The following is a 24133-nucleotide window of genomic DNA, read 5'->3' as shown; positions in this document are numbered from 1 at the left end:
ACACATATTGTCATATATACATAAAAAAACAGTGCTCGTCAATCCTTCCCTATCCCTTCCCCAAACTTCTTATTTTTCTTTACTTCTTCAAAAAATCACTACCCCTTCATCCATCAAATATGATAGGCTGCGCTACCGTTTTAATGGAGCTTTTACAATGACAGAGTATAACAAAATGAAGGGTGCAGACATTGTTGTCACTGCGCTTGAAAAAGTAGAAGTGGATATTGTTTTTGCTTATCCCGGTGGGGCCAGCATGGAGCTCCATCAGGCCCTTACCCGCTCTAAAAAAATTCGGACCATTCTCCCCCGTCATGAGCAAGGAGGAGTTTTTGAAGCTGAAGGGTACGCACGGGCCTCAGGAAAAGTGGGCGTTTGCATTGCAACTTCAGGCCCTGGAGCCACTAATTTAATCACAGGAATCGCGGACGCCTACATGGATTCAATTCCGCTTGTGGCCATTACAGGTCAAGTCCCTCAACATTTTATTGGTAAAAATGCCTTTCAGGAAACAGACATCGTGGGAGTTACTCGGCCCATTGTTAAACATAATTATCTGGTTCAAAGCATTGAAGAATTGCCACGTATTATTAAAGAGGCTTTTTACATTGCCTCCACGGGACGTCCGGGCCCTGTCGTTGTGGATATTCCTAAAAATATTCAGCAAGCAGAATGCATCCCCCATTTTCCTGAAAAAATAGAACTTAAAGGCTACAAACTCGAGTACCCTGTTTCAGAGGCTCAAATCGAGCAAATCCTGAAGGCGATTGAAACATGTGAAAAACCCGTTATTTATGCGGGTGGTGGAATCATTTCTTCCGCCGCCTCGGATGAATTGCTAGATTTTGTGAAAAAATCGAATATACCCATCACGACAACCTTAATGGGAATTGGATGCTTTCCCGAAACTCATCCCCTTTCGATGCGGTGGTTTGGCATGCACGGAACTGTTGCCGGAAACTATGCTGTTGACGAGGCTGATCTTCTCTTGGCTTTTGGCGTTCGTTTTGATGATCGCGTCACCGGAAAAGTGGAAGAATTTGCCAGTCACGGAACCATTGTTCACGTGGATATTGACCCATCTGAAATTAACAAGAATAAAGTTGTGCACATTCCTGTCGTTGGAAATATCAAAGAGGTCTTAAAAGCCATTAGCAAAAAGGTAAAAAGCCGCGAATACACGGGATGGCATCAGAAAATTCAAAAATGGATGAGCGAATTCCCCTTTAAATACAAAGATCATTCAGACAAAATCATGCCTCAATATGTTCTTGAGCAAATTGATCAACTCACGCATGGAGAGGCCATTATTACGACGGGCGTCGGTCAGCATCAAATGTGGGCGGGACAGTTTATCAAATATACGAAGCCACGTTCTTTCATTACCTCGGCTGGATTGGGTTCCATGGGATTTGGCCTTCCTGCAGCCATTGGTGCAAAGCTTGCCTGTCCCAAACAAACCGTTATCGATATTGATGGGGACGGAAGTTTTGTCATGAATGTTCAAGAATTGGCAACGGCGTATATTGACAAAGTGGACGTGAAAATTGTCATTTTAAATAACCAGCATCTTGGAATGGTTGTTCAATGGGAAGACCGGTTTTACAAAGGAAATCGCGGACATACTTTTATTGGAGATCCGAGTTTGGCGGATCCAACAGACCCCCAGCACAGTTATCCAAATTTTGTCAAAATGGCCGAATCCTTTAAAATTCAGGCTCAGAAAGTTATTCATAAAAAAGACTTGCGAGGAGCGCTTGAAAAAATGTTGGCTCACGACGGACCTTACCTCTTGGATATTATTGTCCCCTATCAAGAGCATGTCCTCCCCATGATCCCCGGCGGAAAAACGGTGAAGGATATTATTATTGAGTAAATTCTATGAAAAAGGCATAAAATAAACTCGGATTTCTAAAAGAAAAAAATTTTATCGCAGTGAGAGAGTTTTCTAAAAAAGCGAAAAAGTCCTTTGGAAACCGACTTAGGGACATCAAACTCTTTGGTTCAAAAGCAACTCGGAAAGATGTAGTAGGGTCAGATATTGACCTCCTGGTTATCCTTGATAAAGTAAATTTAAAGGTTAAAAATAATTTGTTAGACACAGCTTTCGAAATCAATTTAATTATGATGTCTATATCTCTCCTCGGATCATCCCTGAGAAAATCCTTAAGCATCCCATTTGGTCTAAAACTGCATTCATTCAAAATAGTTTACAAGGAATTTCTCTTTGACTTCTCATTTCTGAATCGGAAAGAATTTTGAAGGAACGCGGTGCGATGAACTAAAGTTTGAAGATCCTTATTTTGGATTGGCTTTACAGGGGGCTGTAGCTCAGTTGGTAGAGCGCCTGAATGGCATTCAGGAGGTCGTCGGTTCGATCCCGATCAGCTCCAAAAGTTTTTAAAAATCCGTATTTCATGTAGAATAATCTTTGTCATGAACCCAATGACCTTGTTTACAGAAACGTTGTTTCAAACCCGCCTCATCTATCGGCGTAAAGATTTCGACGAATTGTTTGAAGGTTTTACCTCACTCAAAGCGATTTCCTATGTGGCATCTCCCGACCTCATCTTAGAATTTTTCGAAAGGCGGGGTTATGAACATGTTGAGATTCTCGTAGGTGAAAACCTTTCGGAACCTTATCGGCAGGCCCTCGAGCAAAAAGGAATGGGCGTGATTGAACAGTTAACAGACCGGATAGAGAAAGGAATATTGCGCATTTATATTCCACCCAAAACGATCCATACCAAGTTATACCTCCTTGAGAGAAAAGAAGTGACACGTATTATCCTGACCAGCGCCAACCTGACCGAGACGGCCCGTCAAGCCAGTCGGCAAATGAATTATGCCTGGTTTACAGATGTTTCTGGGAACCATCCCTGGCTCGAACAGGTCAAAGAGGATTACGAAAATCATTTGAAGGGTTCGAGTGTCTTTATGGGCGATTTAATGGAGCTATTGCAAAATCGTCAGGAGACCCCCAAGCAGGAAGTGATTGATCTATGGTTAAGGGGAAAAATAGATGAGAACCTGGATCAAGAACTTAAAAAGGTTTTGCAAGAAATCTCGGCGAGTGCCCTTCAGGCCTGGGAAATACGTGAAGAGGCCCTGATCACCGTCCGTTTACCGGGAGAAACATTAAGCCGTCGCCGCATCGAGCGATTTCTCTCACCGGTGAACCCTGTAGGAACCCAACAAGATCTTCAAATTGACAGCGCCTCTTTCATCCGCTATATCCAGGAAAGTCATGGTTTTCCCCTGATGCATGTGGATTTGGAGAAGACATCACTTCGTTTAGGAATTCATGGAAAAGTTGAGACCTGTTCAGAGCCTCTCCCGGAAAAGCAAGAGGTTGGGCAAACCCTGGTTCATCTGGAGGCTTATTTGAACACTGTGGATTGGGGGCAATCTCCTGACCCAAAACTCACGAAGACGAACATGTACGAAGCCCTGCTCTATATTTTTGCTTCTCCCTTTTCGCATGAATACATGAAAATGAAACGCAGAAAATTTGGCGTCCTGGATAGAAGAGGTCCCCGGTTTCTTTACATCTACGGCCCTTCTCAAAATGGGAAATCTACTTTTTTACGTTTTGCCCTAAAACTCTTGACCGGATATCACCTGCAACCCTTCTCAGGAAGTGATTTCTCGAAACGGAAAATTCTGAGCGCCCTTTCCATTGGAACCGTCTTCCCTCTTATTTTTGATGATTTAGCCCCGACCCAAAAGGGGAGCTTTGAGGAGGTTTCGAAATCATTTTGGGAGGTGTGGTGGGAAGAGGCATGCGTCTGTCCCCAGATTTTGATGTCCTCGAATATCTTTAATTTAAAAGATTGGGCAAAGTCGCGTTTGAAGCGTGTTGATTTTGATGTTCATTTTGCACCGAACGAAAAGAACAAAGCAGAGTTGGCCCAGATCTTCACTCGTGAAAATAGAATCTTTCGCTGGTTCTCAAAGCTTTACCTAGAGGCCCTGAACAAAACAGAGGTTGCAGGCGATGACGAACTCTATTTGGCACGCTGGGTCATGAAGAAGATTTATGAATTTTCTGGAACTCCCGTACCTGATTTTTTTCCTCATGAACCTATTGAGCGGCTTTATGACCCGGGTCGACGTTCCTGGAAAGATGTGCTGGGACAGTTAAAAAAAGCCAAAATCAAAAACGAAAGAGATCGCCTGCTCGTCGAATTTTCAGATGACCTCCAGCATCACGAAGTCAGGGAATATCAAGGGGCGCTTCCCCAAACCGTCAAGAATCGCCTCCGTGGAAAGACGCTCATCATTGAAAGCCCCAAGGAATTTCACTTCTGGCTGAATGGGACCCTCCCCCCCAAAACATCCTGGCTTTCCCGTGTTTTTAGAAGACGGGGTTAACATTCTCTCAGAAAGTTATTGAATATATATGTTTTCATATATATTATAAAGCTATGCTAAATCAGGTATCTAAGCACCTAAAAGAGGATTGTCGTGAGCATGGCTTTGGAAGAAAGGCTTGGTGGGCTAGGCGACTAGAGGTCCCGGCTCTTACCATTTCACATTGGTTGGCACATCGTCAAGATCCAAATGGAACGCATACCCAACTAATTTTAGATGTTTTCCAAGAAGAAACTGCAACGCAAAACTCCCCTGTTTGGATAAACTTCTTATGGAAGTGTTATTTTGAAAAAATCCCAGTGGAACGAGAGTTTTTCCAATCAATTATTCCCTTAATTCTCCAAGCAAAGTCATTGAACACTCGAACACTTGCTTTTCTATCCAATATCATCATCCTATTTCAACTTCAACTTACCTCTTCTCTTCACGCCTCGTCTAAACTAAAAAACAGGATAGGCTGGCTAATGGAAATCTCCAATTTCACCCCAACCATTGAACCAGAAAGGAGAAAGTGGGATTTTTTGTGTGACATTTTTGAATCGCTCAATCGATGGTCGAACGGGAAGAAATACCTTATAAAACAGCAAACACCCATTGGTAAAAAATGGTTTATTTACGATTGCGACCTTACAGCGATCAAGAGAAAATTCTTATGAACCCCGCAGGCCACAAACAAATTCTTGCTTTTTTAAAAGAAGTTGACATGAGTTTGGCACAACCACTCACCTTCTATCTTTTCGGAGGCGCTGCAATTACTTTGGCGTATGATCATGAAAATAGGACTTTTGATCTTGACCTTGTCGATACTTATTCCCAAGTTATTTCTTCTTTCGGCCCAGACTCTAAAGTTGCCCAAAAATATCACGTTTATCTCTCTGATTTACCAGAAATAAATCTTATAATTTCTAAAGACTGGAGACTACGAACAAAAATATTAGACCTTGGGTTTAAGTTTATTACTCTTAAAGTTGCGGACCCCTACGACATTTTTGTTTCTAAGCTTCCTAGACTTGAACCCAAGGACCTTGAGGATATGCAATCATTGGTTGAAAAGGGGTATATAGAAGCAACTAAATTACTAAAAATACTTAATCAAAATCTTAAAGAAGTTAAAAACACCTCAGGCTGTCTGAACAACGTGAAGCTTGCTTTTCAAATGTTTTTTTCTAAAACAATCACCGTGAAGTCGGGAAGACTTATCTTCGCTTAGCCCATTATACTTTTGGAAATATCACTCCTAACTTCGTATCCTCGTAGGCAAGTCTTGACTCTTCACCTGTCATAGCGAAGGAGACACAAAATAAGAATATCCCTGTCATTGCTAAACGCTTCATTTTCTCATCCTATCAGACATATTACAAAGTAGGTATGACAATCTAATTTCCCCCAAACACAATATTTATCTCTTCCCTACTGACCTGGGCTAATTTTTTCAAAAATTCAATGCTGATTTTCTCCCGACCTTTTTCAATGCCTGAGATGTACTGCTGAGTGCATCCCATAAAGTTGGCCAATTCCTTTTGCGTCATCAAGGCATTTTTGCGATGCTGCCTCACTTTTTCAATTAAGTGACGATCAAATTCGTCCAGTTTAATAATTGCAGGTTGTCTAACCTTCTCCCCTTTTTCTTTGAGTTCCTTAACAAGGCGAAGGAAAATCGCTCTCCAAAATAAGGATTTATCCTTTGTCCATTCATCAGAAAGAATTTCTTTTTCAATTGCCCTGTATCTTCTACAAAAAGCATTCGGAGAAATCAGCTTAAACACCTCTTTGGGATCTCTCACCCTGGACAAAAGTACACCTGCCATTGCAGGAAAACGAGGATCATCCTCACGAAGCAATACCTTTTTTATCTTTTCGTAGGGGACGCGAATATCCCAATACCAATTTCTTCTTTTCATATTTGAATATACTTTCTATTCAGCTGATGAATGATTTCTTCATCCAGATGTCTAAAAATGGCTTTTGTATCACATCTATCCACGAGATCTAAAAGTTCCATGACGGTTTTTTGTTTTTGAATCCCCAAATACCAAGACACCAGTCTTTCATAGGAGGCTTGATCAAAATACTTTGGAAACCACTCACTTAAATGTTCAACCTGGCTAGACAAATAGAAAATATCAAAAAGATCTTTGGTCTTTTGTCTTCCCCCTGCCAATGTTTTTCCAACAATAGATTGGCTAGATTTCCATCCAATCACTGCTAGAATTTTCCGGTAGTAGACATCATCTACTGAAGCAATGCCGCTTTCTTGTCTGACTTTAAGTAAAGGTGTAAAGTCACGTACAAAATCAATCTTAAGAATCAGTCCATGCCCTACCTCAAATTCATAAACAGCCATGTTCACATAGTTTTTACGTGTCTCTTCTTCAATCAAAGTATAGGTATATCCCGTCTCCCTTCGAACAAATTGAACAATCTTTTTATGAAATTTTGGGGTGTAATCCTGAGAAAAGAAATCAAGATCTTCAGAAACACGATGACGGTATAGAAGACTGATCGCTGTACCTCCAACAAGATAGAGTTCTGGATATTGCTCAGCCACCCTATCCAAGATGTCCTTTTGCACACGGATCAATCGGTCTATTTTCATATTATTACTAGTCATACCTAGTAAAATAGCATTTACTTGTTTAAAATTCAATTTGAAAAAGCTATAGCTAGTATTTTTTAAAAAATTTACAATAAAGTAACAGAGTTATCTTTTACGATATTTCTCTAACTAACGATAGCCACTCAAATTAAATCCTAGGATTTTTCTTCTTATGTCGATAAGTACGACTGCTCAGAATATGTCCAACGAGAAAAACAGGAAAGAGAAGTCCCAGCGCAATATGAATCATACTTGAAATATTTCTTAAGACCTCATCAGAGTAATACAAGAAATACCCTGTTAGAATTAAAACAACAAGTACAGAAACAAGTATTGTTCCGCTTGGCTTATTCTTTTTTATTTTCCATGATTTTACAATATGATTTGGAATGAGGGCACCCAGAACAATTAAAACAATCATGGCCATTCCCCCATGGATTTTTAAGCCGGTCGATCGAATTAAATAAAGCAGGCCGGTCGTTTCTGTTTCTGGACTGATACCTAAATAAGCAATCCACGCCACAAGACCCGTTAGGAAAAGGAGGCTCATGCTGATGTAAAGGGAGCGGCGATATATTTTAGGTATTTTCATAACTTTAGTTTTTAATCATCAGGGCTTGTGCATTAAGTTTCTCTAGATAAGGTTTTGCCTCTTTCCCTTTCAACATCACTACTTTTGTCAATCCATCCGCGATCATGCAAGAATGATTAAAAACAGAAACGCTCCAGCGCTTCAAACAGGCCCTCCCTCGAAAAGGGTTCACAATGGGTGTGACTACGCGTCCTTTAAATTCTCTTCTTGAATAATAATGAGCAGAAGTCGCTACTGAAATATTTTTTACTTCTCCGATAAAAATAAGTTTGGATAATTGCTTTGGAGACCGGATATAAAGTGGTTGACTTGCTTTTCCAAAAATCTTTAAATCCCCGCCCGCATTCACCGATCCTGATTTAATTCCTTTTTTTTGGAGAAGGGCTACGGCTTGATCAACCGCAAAACCTTTCGCAATCCCGCCAAGATCGATCATGAGAGGAGATTTAAAATAAATTTTTTTATTTTTTAAAAACTCAATATCCTTATACGATCCTACTTTATTGAAGGTCTTTAATTTTACTTGCGGTAAATATTCCCACTCAACTAATTTGGGTGCAACGGTGCAATCAAAAACTCCTTTCGTGATAAAAGAAAGCTGAACGGCTTCTCTTAGCACCTGACAAGTCCAGGAATTAACTTTGATAGGCCTTTTAAAGGCAAGACGGTTTAATCTTGATACATCACTTTTTCTGTCATGAAAACTCATCAACTGATGAACGCGATCGATTTTTTTAAAAGCAAGAGCAAGAGCCTTCCGAGCCTTTAAAGATTCAGGCTCCAAAAGTGAGATCTCAACAAAGGTTCCGAGCAAAGGTCGGAGTCTTCTAATTCTGTTGTTTGCTAAGAACGAGTTCATATAAGGCCAAAACACGCTTCACCCCATCTGCCACATGACGGCAAGAAAGCGTTGCTCCGCTGATATTTTTAATATCCTGATTCAGCTTAAAAGGATCATTACTTTTCTTCCCGACAAATTGATCTCGCCAGTCCTTATTTTTAATCTGATAACCATAAGTTTCTCTATAATCCATAATTTCGATTTGACGAACTCCTCCATCATAATTAATCCCCACAGCATATGTAATATATTCATGCTTTCCTAAAACTTCATCCACAATTAAATAATCACCTTGCGAAGTACGCCAGGCTTTGACTTCCTTTCGTCTAACAGATATCCCGCTTTTTTTTAGTATTTCTTTACACTGGGCATCCGTCAAAACGAACGAGATATTCGTTAATGTTTCATCTGGAAAAATGACCTGCTTTGCCTGTTCGATTGTTAAATAAATTTCTGCGTAGGAGGCGCTGTTGACAACAACCACAAGGCCAGGAACCGTAAGCCATCGCAAAGTTTTCTTTGAAATATTTATTTTTCTCATAAGACCTTATTTTAAATTTAAAATCCAAAAATCAAAATGACATACTAAAATTCAAAATTTTTAATGCTACGCTCATTATCATTCTTTTAAACTAAAAATTAAATCCCACTTTCAAGCGAATGTAATACTTCTCATGCTCTTCACCATAAATATAACCATCACTATAGGCATTCTTTATTGTCTTCTGAGAAGGCTTGACCGACAGGCAACTGATGTAAAAAACCTAAAGTGGCCCACCAGTTTTTAGCGCCGTAGTGAAGCGTAGGTCCTATAAAATAAGCGGAATGCTCATGCTCGGTCGCATCTCTAAACTCATGGTGATTCCAAAATTCCAAACCGAAGGACCCGTTTGAAATAAAGCGGTACGAAAGCCCTGTAAACCATTCAAACATTCCGTCCCGTTCGTATTCCCCTTCTTCCTCCGCTTTTTCAAATTCAAGCGCATCATTCAAATTAAGAGCCCACATCAGCCGATCGTCCAACCAGTCTTTTTGCAAAAGGATTTTCCCTTCTATCTCTGTCTCTTCATCTCCAAACTCAGGCTCTAAATACAAAGCCAATCCCAATGGATCTTTATAAGGACTTAAAATCCGATAAATCAATTCCACCGAGACAGACTCAAAATGATAAGAGTTAAAAGAAAGCTCCGGATCATGATCCGCATGAACATCCTCACCTCCTGTTTCATAGCTTCCCGGCAAACGATGTCCCGGATTACTTGGATCTTCTTGAGGAACGCTCTCTTTTGCATTCACATCATGATGATTCAAATAGAGGGCCACACCAAAATTATCTGTAACCCCATATTCAAATTCTTCTCTAAAATCAAAAACTTGATAAGTCCCATGCTCTTTCTCTAAACGAGCCGTTGTCCAATGTTCAATCTCCCATCTTCCCTTGGGCAATAAATCCGTCGTATAAGTCCAAGCAAAAATACTTTCATGCGCATAGGAAGGCGTCGAAAAAGCCATGCCCCCTAAGCATAAAAACAATAAACCTGTTTTCCAACACCTGAGCGCCCGACCCTTTTTAAAACCCGTCTTCACAAAAACCTCCTTTTCATTTTTTTAAAGTTATTAAACGTTCATTTTAAAACTTTTAATTGAGACTAAATCTCAATTAAATTTTAAAAAAATTTAGCCTTTTTTTAGCTGGCAATCCTCGCAATGTCCATACATTCGATGATCGTGAAAGACCATTTCAAAAGCATATCTTGCACAAATCGTATCTTGAAGATTTTCAATTTCATCAGAATGAAACTCAATCACCTTGTGACATCGAAGACAGATGAGATGATCATGATGCTTGCGTCCTGCCTGACTTTCAAAAAACTCTCTTTTCCCCTCTCCGACGGATTTTTGTATAACCCCGCTCTCCAGAAGAAGTGGAAGAGTCCGATAAACAGTCCCCCTTGCAATCCGTGCCTTCTCCTCTTTAAGTGATTCATAAAGAGAATCCGCATTAAAATGACCCTTCAAGCGAGATACCTTTTCAAAAATACATCTTCGCTCATGCGTCAACTTAAGACTTCGCTCTTGAAGAAAAGATTTAAAACGATTCACACTTAAAGCTTTTGTTTTCATGTGCTCCACATCCACAACGATTTGTATTTAGTTTAGATTTAATCTAAATTGGATATAATCTAAATAAGAATTTAAAAATCGTCAAGGATAAAAATATTTGACTTCTTTTTTAAGACGTGAGATAGTGACAGTACTATGAGTCAATTGCCAACAAGTGTCGACCTTGGTTATTCCTTTTCAAAAACTGACGTCAGGGCTTTTTCTAAAAAATCTTCTCTTTCTCTGCTTTGTTGTAGCTGCATCTGTAGATAGGGACTTCCCTGTCTTAAGATGCCCATTTCCAATGAATGAAGGGTTTCTTCCGGGTTGCTCCCAGTCATGCCAAGTGATCACCAGTTCGCTTTTTAATTTTTTTTAAAAATGAGGAAACTTTAATGAAGAATCGAGTGTTAATTTTTATAAGCATAACAATCCTACTTATCACAAGCATAAGAGTTTTAGGTCGTTCAGATCAAACGAATGTTAAGAAACGAAAACTTTTTATCGTGGGTTTTTCAGTTCCAGGAGAAGCGGTAGAAAAGGAAATCGCTCCTCTCTTCTCTAAGAAATGGACTGAGAAACATCCAGGTGAAGAAATTGAATTTCAATTTTCATGGGGCGCTTCAGGGGCTCAAGCACGCAACGTGATTTTAGGGCTTGATGCGGATATCGTTTATTTGTCTTTGGAGCCCGACGTTCGCTTAATTGAAAAAGCAGGGTTGATTCATCATGATTGGAATCTTGAAAACAAGGGAATTGTTTCCAAATCAGTGATAGTTTTTAGAGTCGAACCTGGAAACCCTTTTCATATCAAGGATTGGGCGGATATTCTCAAAGCTGGAGTGAAGGTTCTGACTCCTAATCCTCAAACTTCAGGTGGAGCCCGTTGGAACATTTTGGCGCTTTATGGTTCTATCTTGAAGCAAGGAGGCAATGTCTCAGATGCTGAAAATGCTTTAAGAGCACTTTATGGAAATGTTGTGACATTTGGCGAGAGTGCTCGTGCATCCATTCAGGATTTTGAGAGAGGAGTTGGACAGATTGCACTCACCTATGAGAATGAGGTGCTTTGGCTTCGCAAACAAGGGAAGTCCGTTGAGTTTGTCATTCCCTCTTCCACCATTTACATTGAGAATCCAGCTGCCGTGGTCGATACTTATACAGATCAACATGGTGTCAAGGATATTGCGCAAACATTCCTCGAGTTTCTTCGATCAGAAGAAGCCCAGAAAATCCTTGCTGAATGGGGTTTCAGGTCCATTCATGCGCGTATCGAAGAAGAATATCGTTCTCGTTTTCCCCTGCTTCCTCAGGCTTTTGATATTGGATTTTTAGGGGGATGGTCGAAAGTAGAAACTGATTTATTTAATCCTGGATCGCTATGGACAAAAATAATCCAAACCGAAAGAAAAAAATCTTAATGGCGACTTCACAAGGAAAACGGACCTCAAGAGGACTTTATAAACTGACCACTCGTTTCCTTGTGATGCTTTATTTGGGATTATTTATTGCTCTGCCTTTAGGAATGGTCTTTTACAAGGCTATTCAAAATGGGCCGGGAGCGCTTTGGCAAGCCCTCACTGAAAGTCAGGCTCTTGATGCCTTTAAACTCACCTTTATGGCAGCGGGAGCTGTCACTTTATTCAATATAATTCTAGGAACCCTTGCAGCCTATTGCCTGGTTCGATTTCGATTTCCCGGTTACAAAATTTTAGATTCCATGATCGATCTTCCTTTTTCCATTCCAACTTCGGTTACGGGATTAACTTTGGCATCTATTCTGGGTCCAAAATCATGGATTGGATCCTGGCTAGGAAATCACGGATGGAATATTCTTTATCATCCTTCTTCCATTTATATTGCTTTCATGGTTGTAACACTTCCCTTTGTGATTCGTTCCGTTGAACCCTTGCTGCGCTCCATTGATTTAGCAGAGGAAGAGGCCGCTGTTACACTTGGAGCTGGCCATTTAAGAATTTTTTTATCGGTCGTTCTTCCTGCGATTCGACCCGGTATCCTTTCAGGGGCTGTTGTAAGCTTTGCCCGCTGTCTGGGTGAATTTGGTGTTGTCGTATTTGTTGCAGGAACGCAACCCTTTCAAACTGAAGTTGCGTCTACTTATATTTTCTCCCGAATTGAACAATTTGATTTGCAAGGAGCTTCTGCAGCTTCAGTGGTTGTTCTAAGCATTTCATATCTTCTCCTGTGGATGATCAGATTTTTAGAAAGTCCCCCTGAAAGGAGAAATGAGCGATGAAACGATTTTTTAAAACCCAAGGAATAAAATGGATCCTTATTTTAATAACGCTCCTCTATCTTTTAATTCTGCTCATATTTCCCAATATCTATTTAATATGGCAAGTATTTGAATCCGGATGGAAAGTCTTTACTGCATCCATTACAACCCGTTATGCGCTGGCGGCCTTAAAAAATACTGCTGTTGTTGTTGCTGCTTCTCTTGTTATCACAATCCCGTTTGGAATCATGACTTCGCTTGTTCTTGTTCGGGATAAGTTTTTAGGACAAAAATTTTTAAATGGACTTGTTGATTTACCCTTTGCCGCTCCTGCCGCTATCGGTGCTTTTGCACTCATGATCACCTACGGCCCTCGAGGACTTTTAGGTCCCCTTTTAAGAGAAATGGGAATTAAAATTATTTTTGCACGACCTGGCATGGTTCTCGCTACAGTCTTTGTAACGCTCCCTTTTATTATTCGAGAAATGATTCCGCTTTTAGAAGAAATGGGAATGGATTCTGAAAACGCCGCTCATACCTTAGGAGCTTCCCGATGGCAAACGTTTCGATGGGTGACCTTCCCTAATATGCGAGAGGGAATTTTACAAGGCATTGCCCTTTCATACGCAAGAGCCCTTGGAGAATTTGGGGCTATTCTGGTCGTTTCCGGAAATATTCTTGGAGTGACCCAGACTTTACCAACCTATATCTATGATCGTTATATTGCTTTCGAAATGGATGCGGCTTATGCATGCGCCCTTTTTCTGATTATTCTTTCCTTCATCGGAAGAGGCCTGTTAGAGTTATGGAGACGGAGGTGGAAAGAATGATCCCACCACCTCTGGTCGGCTCCTTGAGGAGCCGATGACGATTAGTACAATTTGGCTTTGAAGTAGAAATAGGGAGTGGTGATGAAATGTTAAAAATAAGAAAAGGGCAAGCCTGCTTTTGGCAGGCTCCAGAGGTGGTGGGATGAGTATCGAAGTCAAAAATTTACAGAAAAAATTTAATAACTTTGCTGCAGTAAGAGATGTTTCATTTTCGGTGAAGGATGGTGAATTTGTTACCCTTTTAGGACCCTCTGGATCTGGAAAATCAACCATCTTGCGATGTCTTGCGGGATTAGAAATTCCGACTCAAGGAGAAGTCATTATCAATGGAGAAAATGTTACTCGCATTCCTGTTCAAGACAGAAAAGTAGGTTTTGTCTTTCAACATTACGCACTGTTCAGGCATATGAGCCTCGTCGACAACATTGCTTTTGGACTTAGAGTTCGTAAGGTTTCTCACAAGGATCGAACAGAAAAAGCAAAACACCTTCTTTCGCTTATTGGCTTGCAGGGATTTGAAAAAAGGATGCCCTCACAACTGTCGGGAGGCCAACGTCAGCGAGTTGCGTTGGCTCGAGCCTTGGCTCCTGAACCCAAACTTCTTTTATTGGATGAGCCTTTTGGAGCGCTAGATGCAAGACTCCGAAAAGCACTACGGGCGTGGTTAAGAAAATTACATGATCAAATTGGCCTCACAACCCTTCTTGTCACCCATGATCAAGATGAGGCCTTTGAACTTTCTGATCGAGTACTGGTTGTTAATCATGGAACGATTGAACAGGATGCCCCGCCGAAAAAAATTTTTAACCAGCCGGCAACAGAATTTGTCGCCACCTTTGTAGGGGAAACCAATCGCATCGAAGGAACGGTTCATAACGGAATTGTTGAGTGGGGACCTTTTAAATTTTTGGCTCCAAGTAAAATTGCCCATTTAACCAAGGCATCGATTCTATTTCGTCCCATCGATGTTTACGTGTCTTCAAAACCGGAATCCAGTGAAGTCTCAGGAATTATCCATTCCACACGTTTCCTTGGAGCCATTGAAGAACTTAAAATTGATTTAGAAGGAAATTGTTCTGTGACTGCACAGGTGCCTAAAGGAGTTGCTTTACAAAGCGATTTTCGAGTTGGGAAAAGGGTCTATGTCGGAATTACAGCTGTTCATATTTTTCCTCATAACGAAAATAAGAACGTCGCGAGCGTTTAATATCATTATTGACTTTATAAGAATATATATTCTATAGTTAAGAATATGAAAACAAGTCTGATCATTGAAGATCGTCTTTTCCGGGCAGCTCAGAAAGAAGCCCACAGAGAAGGAAAAACTTTAAGTGAAACCATCAGTTTCTGGGCTAGAGTTGGATGGGAATCTCTACGAAGGAGCAAACACCATCCCAGACACCCTGTGAAACCTGTTGATTTAGGTGGACCTTCAAGCATCAATCTTAAATCTCGCCGGGATTGGATGGATCTTTTAGACCATGATCGCGCTTGATACCAATGTCATTGTTGATTATCTCGTTAAATCACAAAAAGACCATTCTAAGATACGGCATTGGTTTTCTAAAGTCCATTCTCCCTTGGTCACCACAGGCACCAATATTGCCGAAATTTTAAGACTTCTTACTCACCAACGTGTCTTTCCTTTACCTTTGGACCTAGACCCCGCAATTGATTTAGTGAGCGAATGGGTTGAAAGCTTTCAAATTAGAATTTTAGAAGAATCTGAGGACTGGTGGATTGAACTTAAAACCCTCACAGATGAAATTCCAACCTTACGAGGCAATGAGATTTTTGATGCAAGAATTGCACTTTGTTTACGCTACAACGGAATTAAAGAAATTTTTACACGGGATTCAGATTTTTCAAAATATGCTTTTCTAAAAATCGTGTCATCCTAATTGCACGTCGATAAAACTCGACATTGTCTCTATGAAAAACCAAAATACAGATCATATTTATATTCATATTCCCTTCTGTTCGTCAAAGTGTCCATTTTGTGCGTTTAAAACAGGGGTTCGCCATCGATCAACCATTTCAGACTATGTTCATCAACTCTGCAAAGAAATTGAAGGTCGCTTAAGCGAAAGAGATAAGCTTAATATTGAAACTGTTTACATGGGAGGAGGAACTTCAAATTTGCTTCAGCTGGAAGAGATTGAAAAAATCATGAATTCTCTTTTCCACCATAATGCATCCTTAAAAATGCTCAAAGAAATAACCATTGAGCTTCATCCGAACCTTATATCCGAAGATTACATCAAGGGACTTATTCAATTGAGATTTAATCGCTTTTCAGTGGGAGTTCAGAGCTTTCAAGAGGATGAACTTAAAGTTCTCCGACGAGGTTACACGGCCCAAGAAGTTCAAAAGAAAATTTCTCTTCTCAAAGAAACGGGTATTCAAAACCTGAATTTTGATTTTATGATGGCCATTCCAGGACAAACGCTTCAGTCACTTCAACAAAATATATCCATTGCTCAACAATTTGATCCTCAACATCTTTCCTGCTATTTCTTGACCTTAGAAGAAGGAACCCAGTTTATGCGGGAACATGAAAAAGGTCAATTTTTAGAAATGAATGAAGAAACTTCTTCTCTCTTTTACGAGCATCTTTGTGCAATGCTTGAAAAAACAAACTTTCTTCATTATGAAATTTCTAATTGGGCAAAAAGGGGTTATGAATGTCTTCATCATTTAAGATTTTGGGAAGGAAAACCCTATTTAGGGTTTGGCCTTTCCGCAACATCATTTGACAACGATCAATATACCCTCAATACCTCTAGCCTTAAAAATTATCTTTCCAATCCTTTTCTAAAAGAAGAAATCCTAACTTTCTCGACAGAGGAAACAAAAAAACGGGATCAGATTATTCGACAATCAAGAACCCTTCAGGGAATCGAAAGCACGTGGTTTACCCCAGATCAAATCAAACCCCTTCTTGAAGCAAAACTACTTATTAAAAGAAAAAATCAGATTCGACTGACTCCTAAAGGCTGGATGCTCAATGATTATGTCGTTGGACAATTATTAGAGGCGATTTAACCTTTATATTGAATTCCTTCTTTTTGAAAAATACTGCGAATCAAATCGCGTTTATCCCCTTGGATTTCAACTAAACCAAAACCATTTTCAATTCGATAAGTTCCTCCTGAGCCACATCGTGTTTTAAGGGTTCGTGCAAAATTCTTCAAAAATTTTTCTTCTCGAGGCAAACGGTCAATCACCGTTACTGTTTTTCCTCCCCGCCCAGCCTTTTCAATTCTCAAGGTAGCCGTAAAACTACTTAAACGAATCAGATGATGAGATTGACACGTGCATTCAGAAATTAAAAATTTGCATTTTGGGCATTTTTGATTTTTCTGGGGATCCGTTGAATAAACCAATGTTCGATCTTGACTCGTACGGACCTCCTTTTTCGCATACATTTTATATGATTCATCAAAATTTCACGATATAATCCCATGGTATGCGCATTGTCTCTTTTCTTCCCAGTGCAACAGAAATAGTTTACAGTCTGGGTCTAGGTGACCAACTGGTCGGGGTAACGCATGAATGCGACTTCCCTCCTGAAGCAAAATCCAAGCCGATTGTTGTTCGTGCAAATTTAGATACTGCCCATCTTGAGCAAAACGAAATTGACCGCCTTGTGAGTCAACATCTCAGAAAAGGAAAAAGCCTCTATCAGGTTGATGAACTTTTGCTAAAAAAACTCATCCCTGATCTCATCATCACTCAAAACCTTTGTCAGGTTTGTGCCCCTTCCGGAAATGAAGTGACTCAAAGTTTAAAATCTCTCCCCCATTCTCCTAAAATTCTTTGGCTCACACCTAAAAATCTAAACGACATTTTTAAAAATATCTTGGAGGTCGGTCAAACAATAAATCATGAAAAAAAAGCAAATGAACTCGTTCAATCTTTGCAAGAAAGAATAAAAAAAATTAAAGAGTTTACAGATCACCTCATCGAGCGTCCTAAAGTGTTCTTTATGGAATGGCTTGATCCCATTTATAATGGCGGGCACTGGATCAGTGAGATGATCAAAATTTCAGGAGGTTTTGACCCGCTTGCCCAAGACGGCAGCGACTCGAAAAGAATCGATTGGCAAGACGTCCTTGACCTTGCCCCTGAAATTATTATTTTAAGTCCCTGTGGAATGAATTTGGATCAAGTGATTAAACAAAGTTCACTTCTCAAAAAATATTCCCACTGGCAAAAGCTTCCTGCTGTCCAGAAAAATCAAGTCTTTGCAGTGGATGCCAATGCTTACTTTGCCCGCCCTGGACCTAGAATTGTTGAAGGAATTGAGATTCTTGCAAAAATCATTCACCCCGAATTATTCTTAAAGCGGCGTTAACCTTGCATATTTGGCCATGAGCCATTTGGAGGAACTGTTTTTATCAAAAGCCACCCGAACCTTGACATCATCCCCTTCCCCTTCTGTCTCGAGAACTTCTCCTATTCCAAAAACCGCATGTAAAACCTTTTTGCCTGCAATATATTCAAACTCCTTCTTAGAAGGAATTCCGACCGATGAGGCTTCATGAGCCATGAAATCATGCGCATAGAGGCTCACCCGTTCAATCAACTCACTGGGAAGCTCACTTAAAAATCTGGAAGGATTTGACGCGGCCCTTCGACCATAAATCATTCGGCTATTCACAGAGGAAAGAGATAAACGATTTTTGGCGCGTGTCATCCCTACATAAAGAAGTCTTCTTTCTTCTTCTAACTCATCTTCATCAAACCCAGAACTTGCATGAGGGAAAATTCCTTCCTCCAGTCCCACAATAAAAGCAATTGAAAATTCAAGTCCTTTGGCCGAATGAAGGGTCATTAAAGTTAATTTTTCACCTTCATCCGCCCACTGATCCATATTGGAAACCAAACTGATTCCTTCTAAAAATCCACCTAAAGTGGGTGATTCAAAATCAAGGACATACTCCTGAGCAAAAGAAACAAACTCTTTAATATTATCAATTCTTCCCTCCGCTGTGAGAGGATCACTTTTTTGCGCCTCTTCAAAATAATGAATTTCTTCCACCCATTGCGTCATCAGCGCAGGTGGGGAAAGGGTCTCTTTAAGTTCTTTAAATTTATTGATTAATTGGGCAAAACTCTCCAGGGTCTGACGTGTCTTTGAGCTTAACGATTCAACTTCGCGGGATCGCAGAGCGGCCTCTAAAAGACTAACCCCCATCTCACTTCGCCACTTCTCGAGTTTTTCGATTGTGGCTTCCCCAATTCCCCGCGGAGGAACATTCACCACCCGTTTAAAACTCACCGAATCCCCAAAGCCCTCAATCAGTCTTAAATAGGCCACCATATCTTTAATTTCTTTACGTTGATAAAAACTTAAGCCTCCAACAATCTGATAAGGAATCCCTGATCTCCTTAAGCCATCTTCAAACACACGAGATTGCGCATGAGTCCTGTAAAAAACAACCATATCCTGATAGCTAAATTCCCCTTGTCTTTTAAGTCGTTCGATTGAATTAATCACAAAATCAACCTCTTCATGTTCATTGGAACCATTGAAATAGGAGATAAGCGCTCCTGGAGCTTGCTGAGTCCAAAGATTTTTTTCCTTTCTCTGACGGTTAAAGCGAATCAAGTGATTTGAGGCATTCAGAATATTTTGTGTCGAGCGATAATTTTCATCCAAAACAACTTCAGTGCAATTAGAATAGTCATCTTCAAAATTTAAAAGATTTTTGAAATCGGCCCCTCTCCATCGATAAATCGCCTGATCGGGATCCCCAACGACACAAATATTCTGATGAACGGCTGCCAACAAATTAATGAGTCGGTATTGGGCATGATTCGTATCCTGATACTCATCAATCATAATATATTGAAATCGGTCTTGATAAAGTTTCAACACCTCAGGATGTTGAGAAAATAAAACCACCGTATTTAAAATTAAGTCATCAAAATCGAGAGCATTATTTGATTTTAAAAGTTTTTGATAAAGCGTATAAACCTCCGAAACCTTTTGCTCAAAAAAACTTCCAATAGACTGCTGATAAGCTTTAGAATCTAAAAGCTGATTTTTGGCTCCACTGATATGGCCTAAAATAAACTGAGGTCGAAACTCCTTATCGCTCATATTTAATTTTTTAAGGCACTCCTTCACGACATGCATTTGGTCTTGATTATCATAAATCATAAAATCATTGCGATAGCCGAGTCGTTCAATCTGACGCCTCAAAATTTTGACGCAAGTTGAATGAAAAGTCCCAATCCAGAGTCCGTCCGAAGACCTGATTTGTAAAGCAGGAGTTTCTTCTACAAGTCGCTTCACCCGTTTAGACATTTCCTCTGCAGCCTTATTTGTAAAGGTCACCGCCAAAATCCGGCTAGGATCAATCCCTAAACTTAATAGATAAGCAATCCGGTAAGTAATCACACGCGTTTTCCCGCTTCCGGCTCCAGCTAAAATTAAAAGTGGGCCTTCGGTTGACTCAACCGCTTGTTTTTGAGCAGGATTTAAATCTTTAAGTAACGTTTCAATTATATCGTTCATCAATAACTCCTACTGGTTAAAATCAAAAGCAGGAACAAAGTAACAAAAGAATTATGGTTGACACAACCCTTTTATTTGATACTTTATGAGGCGTTATTCGTTAAGGGAGAACGAGATTATGTATCCCTTATCGAGATAATAACGGGCAGATGGCGGAACTGGCAGACGCGTAGGTCTCAAAAACCTATGGGGGCAACCTCATGAGGGTTCGATTCCCTCTCTGCCCAAATAAAACAGTTCAAGGCTTAATGTTTAAAGTCCAAGGAAAAAGCTTGAGGCGTTAAATACAGTCATAAAAATAGTGTGCACTGTTCAGTTCTGTGAGGCTAGAGTTTTTCCTAAACGCTGTACACTGCGTTTTCATGAACGGTTTTTATCCCTCTTGGACAAATAACTCAAAACATCTTTGATAGAGATAATGCTTAAAGGGGCGCCATCCTCTTGAAGGACAGGGACATGTCGGAAGCCACCCAAAGCCATTTTGTTGACCACATAGGCAATGGGGTCATTTCCCCTGACATATTCTGGGTTGGGAGTCATAAAGGATTCTACCTTGGCTTTTGAAAGATCTTGAATTTTTCCAGCAACCTTCCACAACAAATCTCTAAAACTTAAGATTCCAACCAATTTTTTCTTTTTATAAACCAAGACGCAATCTTTCTTTTCATCTTGAAAAATATTTACGATTTTTTGAAGAGTATCGCTGGGGCTTGCGACCAACAGGTCTTTTCCCGTCAAAAGATCTGAAATGGGAGCTGTCATTATGACGGTTTGAAAACGATCATCTTTCTTAGGCCGAGGAAGGTCCCTCTGCATTAAAGAGTGGAGACAATGATCGCAGCGATCCTCCCCCGCAATATTTTCATGACCACACGTTGAGCATTTCATCCCACCACCTCCGAGGCCCTTTAGTTACAGGCTTATTTTGCCTTTGGCAGTTTAGTTACTCTACCTTCCAAGTATTGTTTCCGTAAATTAAATCCTTTAATTCTCCCTTCCCTTTGGTTCGGATGATTTCCTTAATTTGATTTTCCATCATCTCATCATAGGTTGGTTTTTCAATCTGCCGAAAAACGCCAAAGGGAACGGGCATTTCAGGATAATCCATCTGAGTCAGCAAATAAGAGTAATGAGGATTGGGATCTTTTTCATTATGAATCAAAAGTTCATTTGGACTCACCTTGGCTAAATCAACCACTTCAGGTTGAAGTCCCTTGATTTCTATCGCCTTATCTTTTTTCTTTCCAAAAATAAGAGGTTTCCCATGTTCAAGATAAACCATGCGATCATCCCGTGTCTCACGCCCTGTCACAGGTACGTGTGTTTTATCATTAAAAATAATGCAATTTTGATAAATTTCGATAAAGGAAACTCCTTTATGGTTGGCCGCCCGCTCCATGATATAGCTCATATGCGCCGGATCCGTATCCAAGGTTCGAGCAATAAAAGTGGCCTCCGATGCAATCGCAATACACAACGCATTAATCGGATAATCAATGGATCCATAGGGGGTTGATTTTGTAACCTTGCCAATTTCAGAAGTCGGAGAATATTGCCCTTTAGTTAAACCATAGATTCGATTATTAACCAAAAGAATATTTAAATCGACGTTTCTACGCATGCAGTGAATCAAATGATTTCCACCAATACTTAAACCATCCCCATCCCCTGTGATCACCCAAATGGACAAGTCTGGATTAACACACTTAAGCCCTGTTGCAATCGTAGGTGCACGTCCATGAATGGTGTGAAACCCATAGGTATTCATATAATAGGGAAATCGGCTAGAGCAGCCAATCCCTGAAACAATGACATAATTCTCAATGGGAAGATCAAATTTTGCCAAGGTCCTTTGCATGGTTGCAAGAATGGAATAGTCACCACAACCTGGACACCACCTGACTTCTTGTCCTGAAACAAAATTTTCTTTTGTATACGGTTTTTTTAAAGCTGTACTTGTACTCATAATAATAGTTCCTTCATTTTTTCGGTCATTTCAGCGACAGTAAAGGGATGACCCTTCATTTTATTAAACCCGACCCAGTTCATTTTTGGAAAACGGTTACGTAAGAGCATGATGAGTTGTCCCATATTCAGCTCTGGCACCAAAATTGTTTCAAAAAACTTCAAAATAAATTCTAAATTTTTTGGAAAAGGATGAATGTAGCCCAGATGAGCATGCGAAACTTTTTGACCCTCTCCTTCCATCTCTTTTAAAGCCTGATAAATAGCCCCATAGGTCCCACCCCATCCCAAGACCAATAGTTTTCCAGAAGCAGGTCCTTCAATAGTCATATCCGGAATATCTTGAGCAATTTTTTGAATTTTCTCTGCACGAAGTTGAATCATCTTTTGATGATTTTCAGGATCATAGCTCACGGCCCCTGTTAAATCTGCTTTTGACAGCCCTCCCACCCTATGCTCCAATCCAGGTGTTCCAGGAATAGCCCAGGGTCTCGCTAAAGTTTCAGGATTTCGTTGATAAGGCATGAAGGGATCTTTGCCTGCCTTCGGATGAGTAATTTCAATCTTTGGAAGACTTTCTAATTCTGGAAGTTTCCAGGGCTCAGCCGCTTCAGCCAAATAGCCTTCCGACAAAAAAATCACAGGTGTCATATACTTTACAGCCATTCGGACTGCTTCAATAATCATGTAAAAACAATCGGAAGGTGTTTTAGGGGCGACAATCGCCAGAGGAGAATCACTGTTTCGGCCATACATCGCTTGCAAAAGATCTCCCTGCTCTGTCTTAGTCGGCATCCCTGTACTTGGGCCTGCTCTTTGAATATCCATGATAATTAAAGGCAATTCCACCATCACAGCTAAATTGAGTGCTTCTGCTTTTAAACACATTCCAGGGCCACTGGTTCCCGTAACCCCAATGGCCCCTCCAAAAGAAGCCCCAATGGCGGAACCAATGGCTGCGATTTCATCTTCGGCCTGAAATGTTTTAACTCCAAATTTTTTATATTTTGCAAGCTCGTGAAGAATCGAACTTGCAGGAGTAATAGGATAAGACCCATAAAATAATGTTTTTCCAGCCAAATGAGCTGCAGTTACTAAACCGATGGCTGTTGCCTCATTTCCAGTAACCTTTCGATAAATGCCAGGTTCTAATTGAGCTTTCTTGACTTGAATCTGGGTTGGCAAGGCTTCCACAATATCCGCATAATAATAACCGGCCTTCAGGGTTACGACATTCGCAGCCACAATTTCAGGTCGCTTGGAAAATTTGGATTGAATCCATTGAATGGTATGATCTAAATTGCGATCATAAAGCCAAAACATCATCCCCAAAGCAAAAAAGTTTTTACATCGATCAATTTCTGCTCCCTTTAAAGAATGGTCTTTAAGGGCATTGCGGGTCAGGTCTGTCAGTGGAACCTTTAAAATCTGATAGTCTTTTAAGGTTTCTCCTTCAAAAGGATTTGACTTCCAAGCGGCCTTCTTTAAATGCTCTTCATCAAAAGAATTTTCATTCAAAATCATTAATCCGCCCTTTTTTACATTACCTAAATTAACCTTCAGGGCAGCTGGATTCATGGCTACAAGAACATCGGCAAGGTCGCCAGGTGTAAAAATAACGGTATCGGAAAATTGAATTTGAAAACTGGAGACGCCTGGCAGGGTTCCCTGAGGCGCTCGAATTTCAGCAGGATAGTCTGGGAATGTTGCGAAATCGTTTCCCATCACTGCGGTTGTATCGGTAAACTGATCCCCAGTCAATTGCATTCCATCCCCTGAATCGCCTGCAAATCTGACTGTGATGGAGGACACTACTTTTTTAGGTTTTGTCTTAGGCGACAAAATTTCTTCATTCATTTTAATGGCCATAGCAAACCTTTTAATTTTGACGAACTCTTAAGTTTTTAACCTTTGAACTGGTTTTTGCTTTTTGTCGAGTAGACATATATTTCAATGCCCCTCACGGAACCGTACGTGCGGATTTTCCGCATACGGCTCTTCAGTAAGCCTCACTCAATTTTGACGGTATATAAAAGCGATGGACGATCCGTGGCTTCGGTAAGGGGAATT

25 protein-coding genes and 2 tRNA genes are annotated in these 24133 nt (G+C 40.3%); 15 read left to right on the top strand and 12 right to left on the bottom strand.

The annotated features are described in order from the left end of the window. Positions 1 to 175 precede the first annotated feature (175 nt). The 6 genes from ilvB to HYS07_00110 all read left to right on the top strand — a co-directional run bounded on the left by ilvB (position 176) and on the right by HYS07_00110 (position 5584). Positions 176 to 1876, top strand: a complete 1701-nt coding sequence (ilvB, locus tag HYS07_00135; GenBank protein MBI1869581.1) for a biosynthetic-type acetolactate synthase large subunit — start codon at positions 176 to 178, stop codon at positions 1874 to 1876. Between the two features lie 59 nt (positions 1877 to 1935). After that, positions 1936 to 2262 carry a hypothetical protein gene (locus HYS07_00130; protein ID MBI1869580.1) on the top strand — a complete coding sequence of 109 codons (327 nt, stop codon included), beginning with the start codon at positions 1936 to 1938 and terminating at the stop codon, positions 2260 to 2262. 58 nt (positions 2263 to 2320) lie between these two features. Further along, positions 2321 to 2393 (top strand) — tRNA-Ala (locus HYS07_00125). Between the two features lie 43 nt (positions 2394 to 2436). Further along, positions 2437 to 4374: a phospholipase D family protein gene (locus HYS07_00120; GenBank protein MBI1869579.1), complete on the top strand. Its 1938-nt coding sequence runs from the start codon at positions 2437 to 2439 to the stop codon at positions 4372 to 4374. Positions 4375 to 4427: 53 nt separating this feature from the next. Then, positions 4428 to 5030, top strand: a complete 603-nt coding sequence (locus HYS07_00115) for a hypothetical protein (protein ID MBI1869578.1) — start codon at positions 4428 to 4430, stop codon at positions 5028 to 5030. Continuing rightward, positions 5027 to 5584 carry a hypothetical protein gene (locus HYS07_00110; protein MBI1869577.1) on the top strand — a complete coding sequence of 186 codons (558 nt, stop codon included), beginning with the start codon at positions 5027 to 5029 and terminating at the stop codon, positions 5582 to 5584. Before HYS07_00115 ends, HYS07_00110 begins: the two co-directional genes overlap by 4 nt. A 166-nt stretch (positions 5585 to 5750) precedes the next feature. Here HYS07_00110 and HYS07_00105 read toward each other — a convergent pair whose 3' ends face one another. The 7 genes from HYS07_00105 to HYS07_00075 form a co-directional block, all read right to left on the bottom strand. Next, a complete protein-coding gene (locus HYS07_00105) occupies positions 5751 to 6275 on the bottom strand; it encodes a helix-turn-helix transcriptional regulator (protein MBI1869576.1) in 525 nt (174 codons plus the stop codon). Then, a complete protein-coding gene (locus HYS07_00100) occupies positions 6272 to 6970 on the bottom strand; it encodes a nucleotidyl transferase AbiEii/AbiGii toxin family protein (protein MBI1869575.1) in 699 nt (232 codons plus the stop codon). Before HYS07_00100 ends, HYS07_00105 begins: the two co-directional genes overlap by 4 nt. 148 nt (positions 6971 to 7118) lie before the next feature. Next, the gene (locus HYS07_00095; protein MBI1869574.1) at positions 7119 to 7562 is read right to left on the bottom strand and encodes a hypothetical protein; all 444 of its coding nucleotides are present in this window, start codon (positions 7560 to 7562) and stop codon (positions 7119 to 7121) included. A 4-nt stretch (positions 7563 to 7566) separates the two neighbouring features. Further along, on the bottom strand, positions 7567 to 8376 hold the full coding sequence (locus HYS07_00090) for an FAD:protein FMN transferase (protein ID MBI1869573.1): 810 nt from the start codon (positions 8374 to 8376) through the stop codon (positions 7567 to 7569). A 13-nt stretch (positions 8377 to 8389) separates the two neighbouring features. Next, positions 8390 to 8944: an FMN-binding protein gene (locus HYS07_00085; protein MBI1869572.1), complete on the bottom strand. Its 555-nt coding sequence runs from the start codon at positions 8942 to 8944 to the stop codon at positions 8390 to 8392. Positions 8945 to 9105: 161 nt separating this feature from the next. Then, on the bottom strand, positions 9106 to 9990 hold the full coding sequence (locus HYS07_00080) for a hypothetical protein (protein ID MBI1869571.1): 885 nt from the start codon (positions 9988 to 9990) through the stop codon (positions 9106 to 9108). Between the two features lie 90 nt (positions 9991 to 10080). After that, positions 10081 to 10527, bottom strand: coding sequence for a transcriptional repressor (locus HYS07_00075; protein ID MBI1869570.1), 447 nt, complete (start codon positions 10525 to 10527; stop codon positions 10081 to 10083). A gap of 374 nt (positions 10528 to 10901) precedes the next feature. Here HYS07_00075 and HYS07_00070 point away from each other — a divergent pair, with 374 nt between their 5' ends. From HYS07_00070 to hemW, 7 genes are all read left to right on the top strand, one after another. Further along, on the top strand, positions 10902 to 11927 hold the full coding sequence (locus tag HYS07_00070; protein ID MBI1869569.1) for a sulfate ABC transporter substrate-binding protein: 1026 nt from the start codon (positions 10902 to 10904) through the stop codon (positions 11925 to 11927). After that, positions 11927 to 12763 carry a sulfate ABC transporter permease subunit CysT gene (gene cysT, locus HYS07_00065; GenBank protein ID MBI1869568.1) on the top strand — a complete coding sequence of 279 codons (837 nt, stop codon included), beginning with the start codon at positions 11927 to 11929 and terminating at the stop codon, positions 12761 to 12763. The genes HYS07_00070 and cysT overlap by 1 nt, the downstream gene beginning before the upstream one ends. Beyond that, positions 12760 to 13572, top strand: coding sequence for a sulfate ABC transporter permease subunit (locus HYS07_00060; protein ID MBI1869567.1), 813 nt, complete (start codon positions 12760 to 12762; stop codon positions 13570 to 13572). The genes cysT and HYS07_00060 overlap by 4 nt, the downstream gene beginning before the upstream one ends. 142 nt (positions 13573 to 13714) lie before the next feature. Continuing rightward, a complete protein-coding gene (locus HYS07_00055; GenBank protein ID MBI1869566.1) occupies positions 13715 to 14779 on the top strand; it encodes an ABC transporter ATP-binding protein in 1065 nt (354 codons plus the stop codon). A gap of 45 nt (positions 14780 to 14824) precedes the next feature. Next, positions 14825 to 15067 (top strand): hypothetical protein, encoded by a 243-nt coding sequence (locus HYS07_00050; GenBank protein MBI1869565.1) that lies wholly within the window; start codon positions 14825 to 14827, stop codon positions 15065 to 15067. After that, entirely contained in the window at positions 15054 to 15473 is a 420-nt protein-coding gene (locus tag HYS07_00045) for a PIN domain-containing protein (protein MBI1869564.1), read from the top strand. Before HYS07_00050 ends, HYS07_00045 begins: the two co-directional genes overlap by 14 nt. A gap of 31 nt (positions 15474 to 15504) precedes the next feature. Beyond that, positions 15505 to 16617: a radical SAM family heme chaperone HemW gene (gene hemW / locus HYS07_00040; protein ID MBI1869563.1), complete on the top strand. Its 1113-nt coding sequence runs from the start codon at positions 15505 to 15507 to the stop codon at positions 16615 to 16617. Here hemW and HYS07_00035 read toward each other — a convergent pair. After that, positions 16614 to 17000 carry a translation initiation factor gene (locus HYS07_00035; protein ID MBI1869562.1) on the bottom strand — a complete coding sequence of 129 codons (387 nt, stop codon included), beginning with the start codon at positions 16998 to 17000 and terminating at the stop codon, positions 16614 to 16616. The genes hemW and HYS07_00035 overlap by 4 nt on opposite strands. A gap of 41 nt (positions 17001 to 17041) precedes the next feature. Between HYS07_00035 and HYS07_00030 the strand changes: the two genes are divergently transcribed. Further along, positions 17042 to 17929: a cobalamin-binding protein gene (locus HYS07_00030; GenBank protein MBI1869561.1), complete on the top strand. Its 888-nt coding sequence runs from the start codon at positions 17042 to 17044 to the stop codon at positions 17927 to 17929. On the opposite strand, the gene HYS07_00025 is transcribed toward HYS07_00030, so the two are convergent. Continuing rightward, positions 17915 to 20098 carry a UvrD-helicase domain-containing protein gene (locus HYS07_00025; GenBank protein ID MBI1869560.1) on the bottom strand — a complete coding sequence of 728 codons (2184 nt, stop codon included), beginning with the start codon at positions 20096 to 20098 and terminating at the stop codon, positions 17915 to 17917. The two genes, HYS07_00030 and HYS07_00025, sit on opposite strands and share 15 nt — an antisense overlap. 143 nt (positions 20099 to 20241) lie before the next feature. Between HYS07_00025 and HYS07_00020 the strand changes: the two genes are divergently transcribed. After that, positions 20242 to 20325, top strand: a tRNA-Leu gene (locus HYS07_00020). 133 nt (positions 20326 to 20458) lie between these two features. Here HYS07_00020 and HYS07_00015 read toward each other — a convergent pair. The 3 genes from HYS07_00015 to HYS07_00005 are packed head-to-tail and all read right to left on the bottom strand — an operon-like array spanning position 20459 to position 23920. Beyond that, positions 20459 to 20986 carry a CBS domain-containing protein gene (locus HYS07_00015; GenBank protein MBI1869559.1) on the bottom strand — a complete coding sequence of 176 codons (528 nt, stop codon included), beginning with the start codon at positions 20984 to 20986 and terminating at the stop codon, positions 20459 to 20461. A 55-nt stretch (positions 20987 to 21041) separates the two neighbouring features. Further along, entirely contained in the window at positions 21042 to 22064 is a 1023-nt protein-coding gene (locus HYS07_00010; GenBank protein ID MBI1869558.1) for a 2-oxoacid:ferredoxin oxidoreductase subunit beta, read from the bottom strand. Further along, positions 22061 to 23920: a 2-oxoacid:acceptor oxidoreductase subunit alpha gene (locus tag HYS07_00005; protein MBI1869557.1), complete on the bottom strand. Its 1860-nt coding sequence runs from the start codon at positions 23918 to 23920 to the stop codon at positions 22061 to 22063. The genes HYS07_00010 and HYS07_00005 overlap by 4 nt, the downstream gene beginning before the upstream one ends. Positions 23921 to 24133 lie beyond the last annotated feature (213 nt).

It is taken from the genome of Chlamydiota bacterium (assembly GCA_016178055.1).
Classification (GTDB): Bacteria; Auribacterota; JACPWU01; order JACPWU01; family JACPWU01; genus JACOUC01.
The sequence above is the reverse complement of the archived record's forward strand: the minus strand, read 5'-3'. Positions and strand labels throughout refer to the sequence as shown.

Coding starts and splice junctions, on each gene's coding strand:
- HYS07_00070 (MBI1869569.1), top strand. CDS start 10,902: ATGAAGAATCGAGTGTTAATTTTTATAAGCATAACAATCCTACTTATC.
- HYS07_00095 (MBI1869574.1), bottom strand. CDS start 7,562: ATGAAAATACCTAAAATATATCGCCGCTCCCTTTACATCAGCATGAGC.
- HYS07_00110 (MBI1869577.1), top strand. CDS start 5,027: ATGAACCCCGCAGGCCACAAACAAATTCTTGCTTTTTTAAAAGAAGTT.
- HYS07_00010 (MBI1869558.1), bottom strand. CDS start 22,064: ATGAGTACAAGTACAGCTTTAAAAAAACCGTATACAAAAGAAAATTTT.
- cysT (MBI1869568.1), top strand. CDS start 11,927: ATGGCGACTTCACAAGGAAAACGGACCTCAAGAGGACTTTATAAACTG.
- HYS07_00015 (MBI1869559.1), bottom strand. CDS start 20,986: ATGAAATGCTCAACGTGTGGTCATGAAAATATTGCGGGGGAGGATCGC.
- HYS07_00105 (MBI1869576.1), bottom strand. CDS start 6,275: ATGAAAAGAAGAAATTGGTATTGGGATATTCGCGTCCCCTACGAAAAG.
- HYS07_00050 (MBI1869565.1), top strand. CDS start 14,825: ATGAAAACAAGTCTGATCATTGAAGATCGTCTTTTCCGGGCAGCTCAG.
- HYS07_00060 (MBI1869567.1), top strand. CDS start 12,760: ATGAAACGATTTTTTAAAACCCAAGGAATAAAATGGATCCTTATTTTA.
- ilvB (MBI1869581.1), top strand. CDS start 176: ATGAAGGGTGCAGACATTGTTGTCACTGCGCTTGAAAAAGTAGAAGTG.
- hemW (MBI1869563.1), top strand. CDS start 15,505: ATGAAAAACCAAAATACAGATCATATTTATATTCATATTCCCTTCTGT.
- HYS07_00075 (MBI1869570.1), bottom strand. CDS start 10,527: ATGAAAACAAAAGCTTTAAGTGTGAATCGTTTTAAATCTTTTCTTCAA.
- HYS07_00030 (MBI1869561.1), top strand. CDS start 17,042: ATGCGCATTGTCTCTTTTCTTCCCAGTGCAACAGAAATAGTTTACAGT.
- HYS07_00055 (MBI1869566.1), top strand. CDS start 13,715: ATGAGTATCGAAGTCAAAAATTTACAGAAAAAATTTAATAACTTTGCT.
- HYS07_00035 (MBI1869562.1), bottom strand. CDS start 17,000: ATGTATGCGAAAAAGGAGGTCCGTACGAGTCAAGATCGAACATTGGTT.
- HYS07_00115 (MBI1869578.1), top strand. CDS start 4,428: ATGCTAAATCAGGTATCTAAGCACCTAAAAGAGGATTGTCGTGAGCAT.
- HYS07_00025 (MBI1869560.1), bottom strand. CDS start 20,098: ATGAACGATATAATTGAAACGTTACTTAAAGATTTAAATCCTGCTCAA.
- HYS07_00120 (MBI1869579.1), top strand. CDS start 2,437: ATGAACCCAATGACCTTGTTTACAGAAACGTTGTTTCAAACCCGCCTC.
- HYS07_00005 (MBI1869557.1), bottom strand. CDS start 23,920: ATGAATGAAGAAATTTTGTCGCCTAAGACAAAACCTAAAAAAGTAGTG.
- HYS07_00045 (MBI1869564.1), top strand. CDS start 15,054: ATGATCGCGCTTGATACCAATGTCATTGTTGATTATCTCGTTAAATCA.
- HYS07_00100 (MBI1869575.1), bottom strand. CDS start 6,970: ATGAAAATAGACCGATTGATCCGTGTGCAAAAGGACATCTTGGATAGG.
- HYS07_00085 (MBI1869572.1), bottom strand. CDS start 8,944: ATGAGAAAAATAAATATTTCAAAGAAAACTTTGCGATGGCTTACGGTT.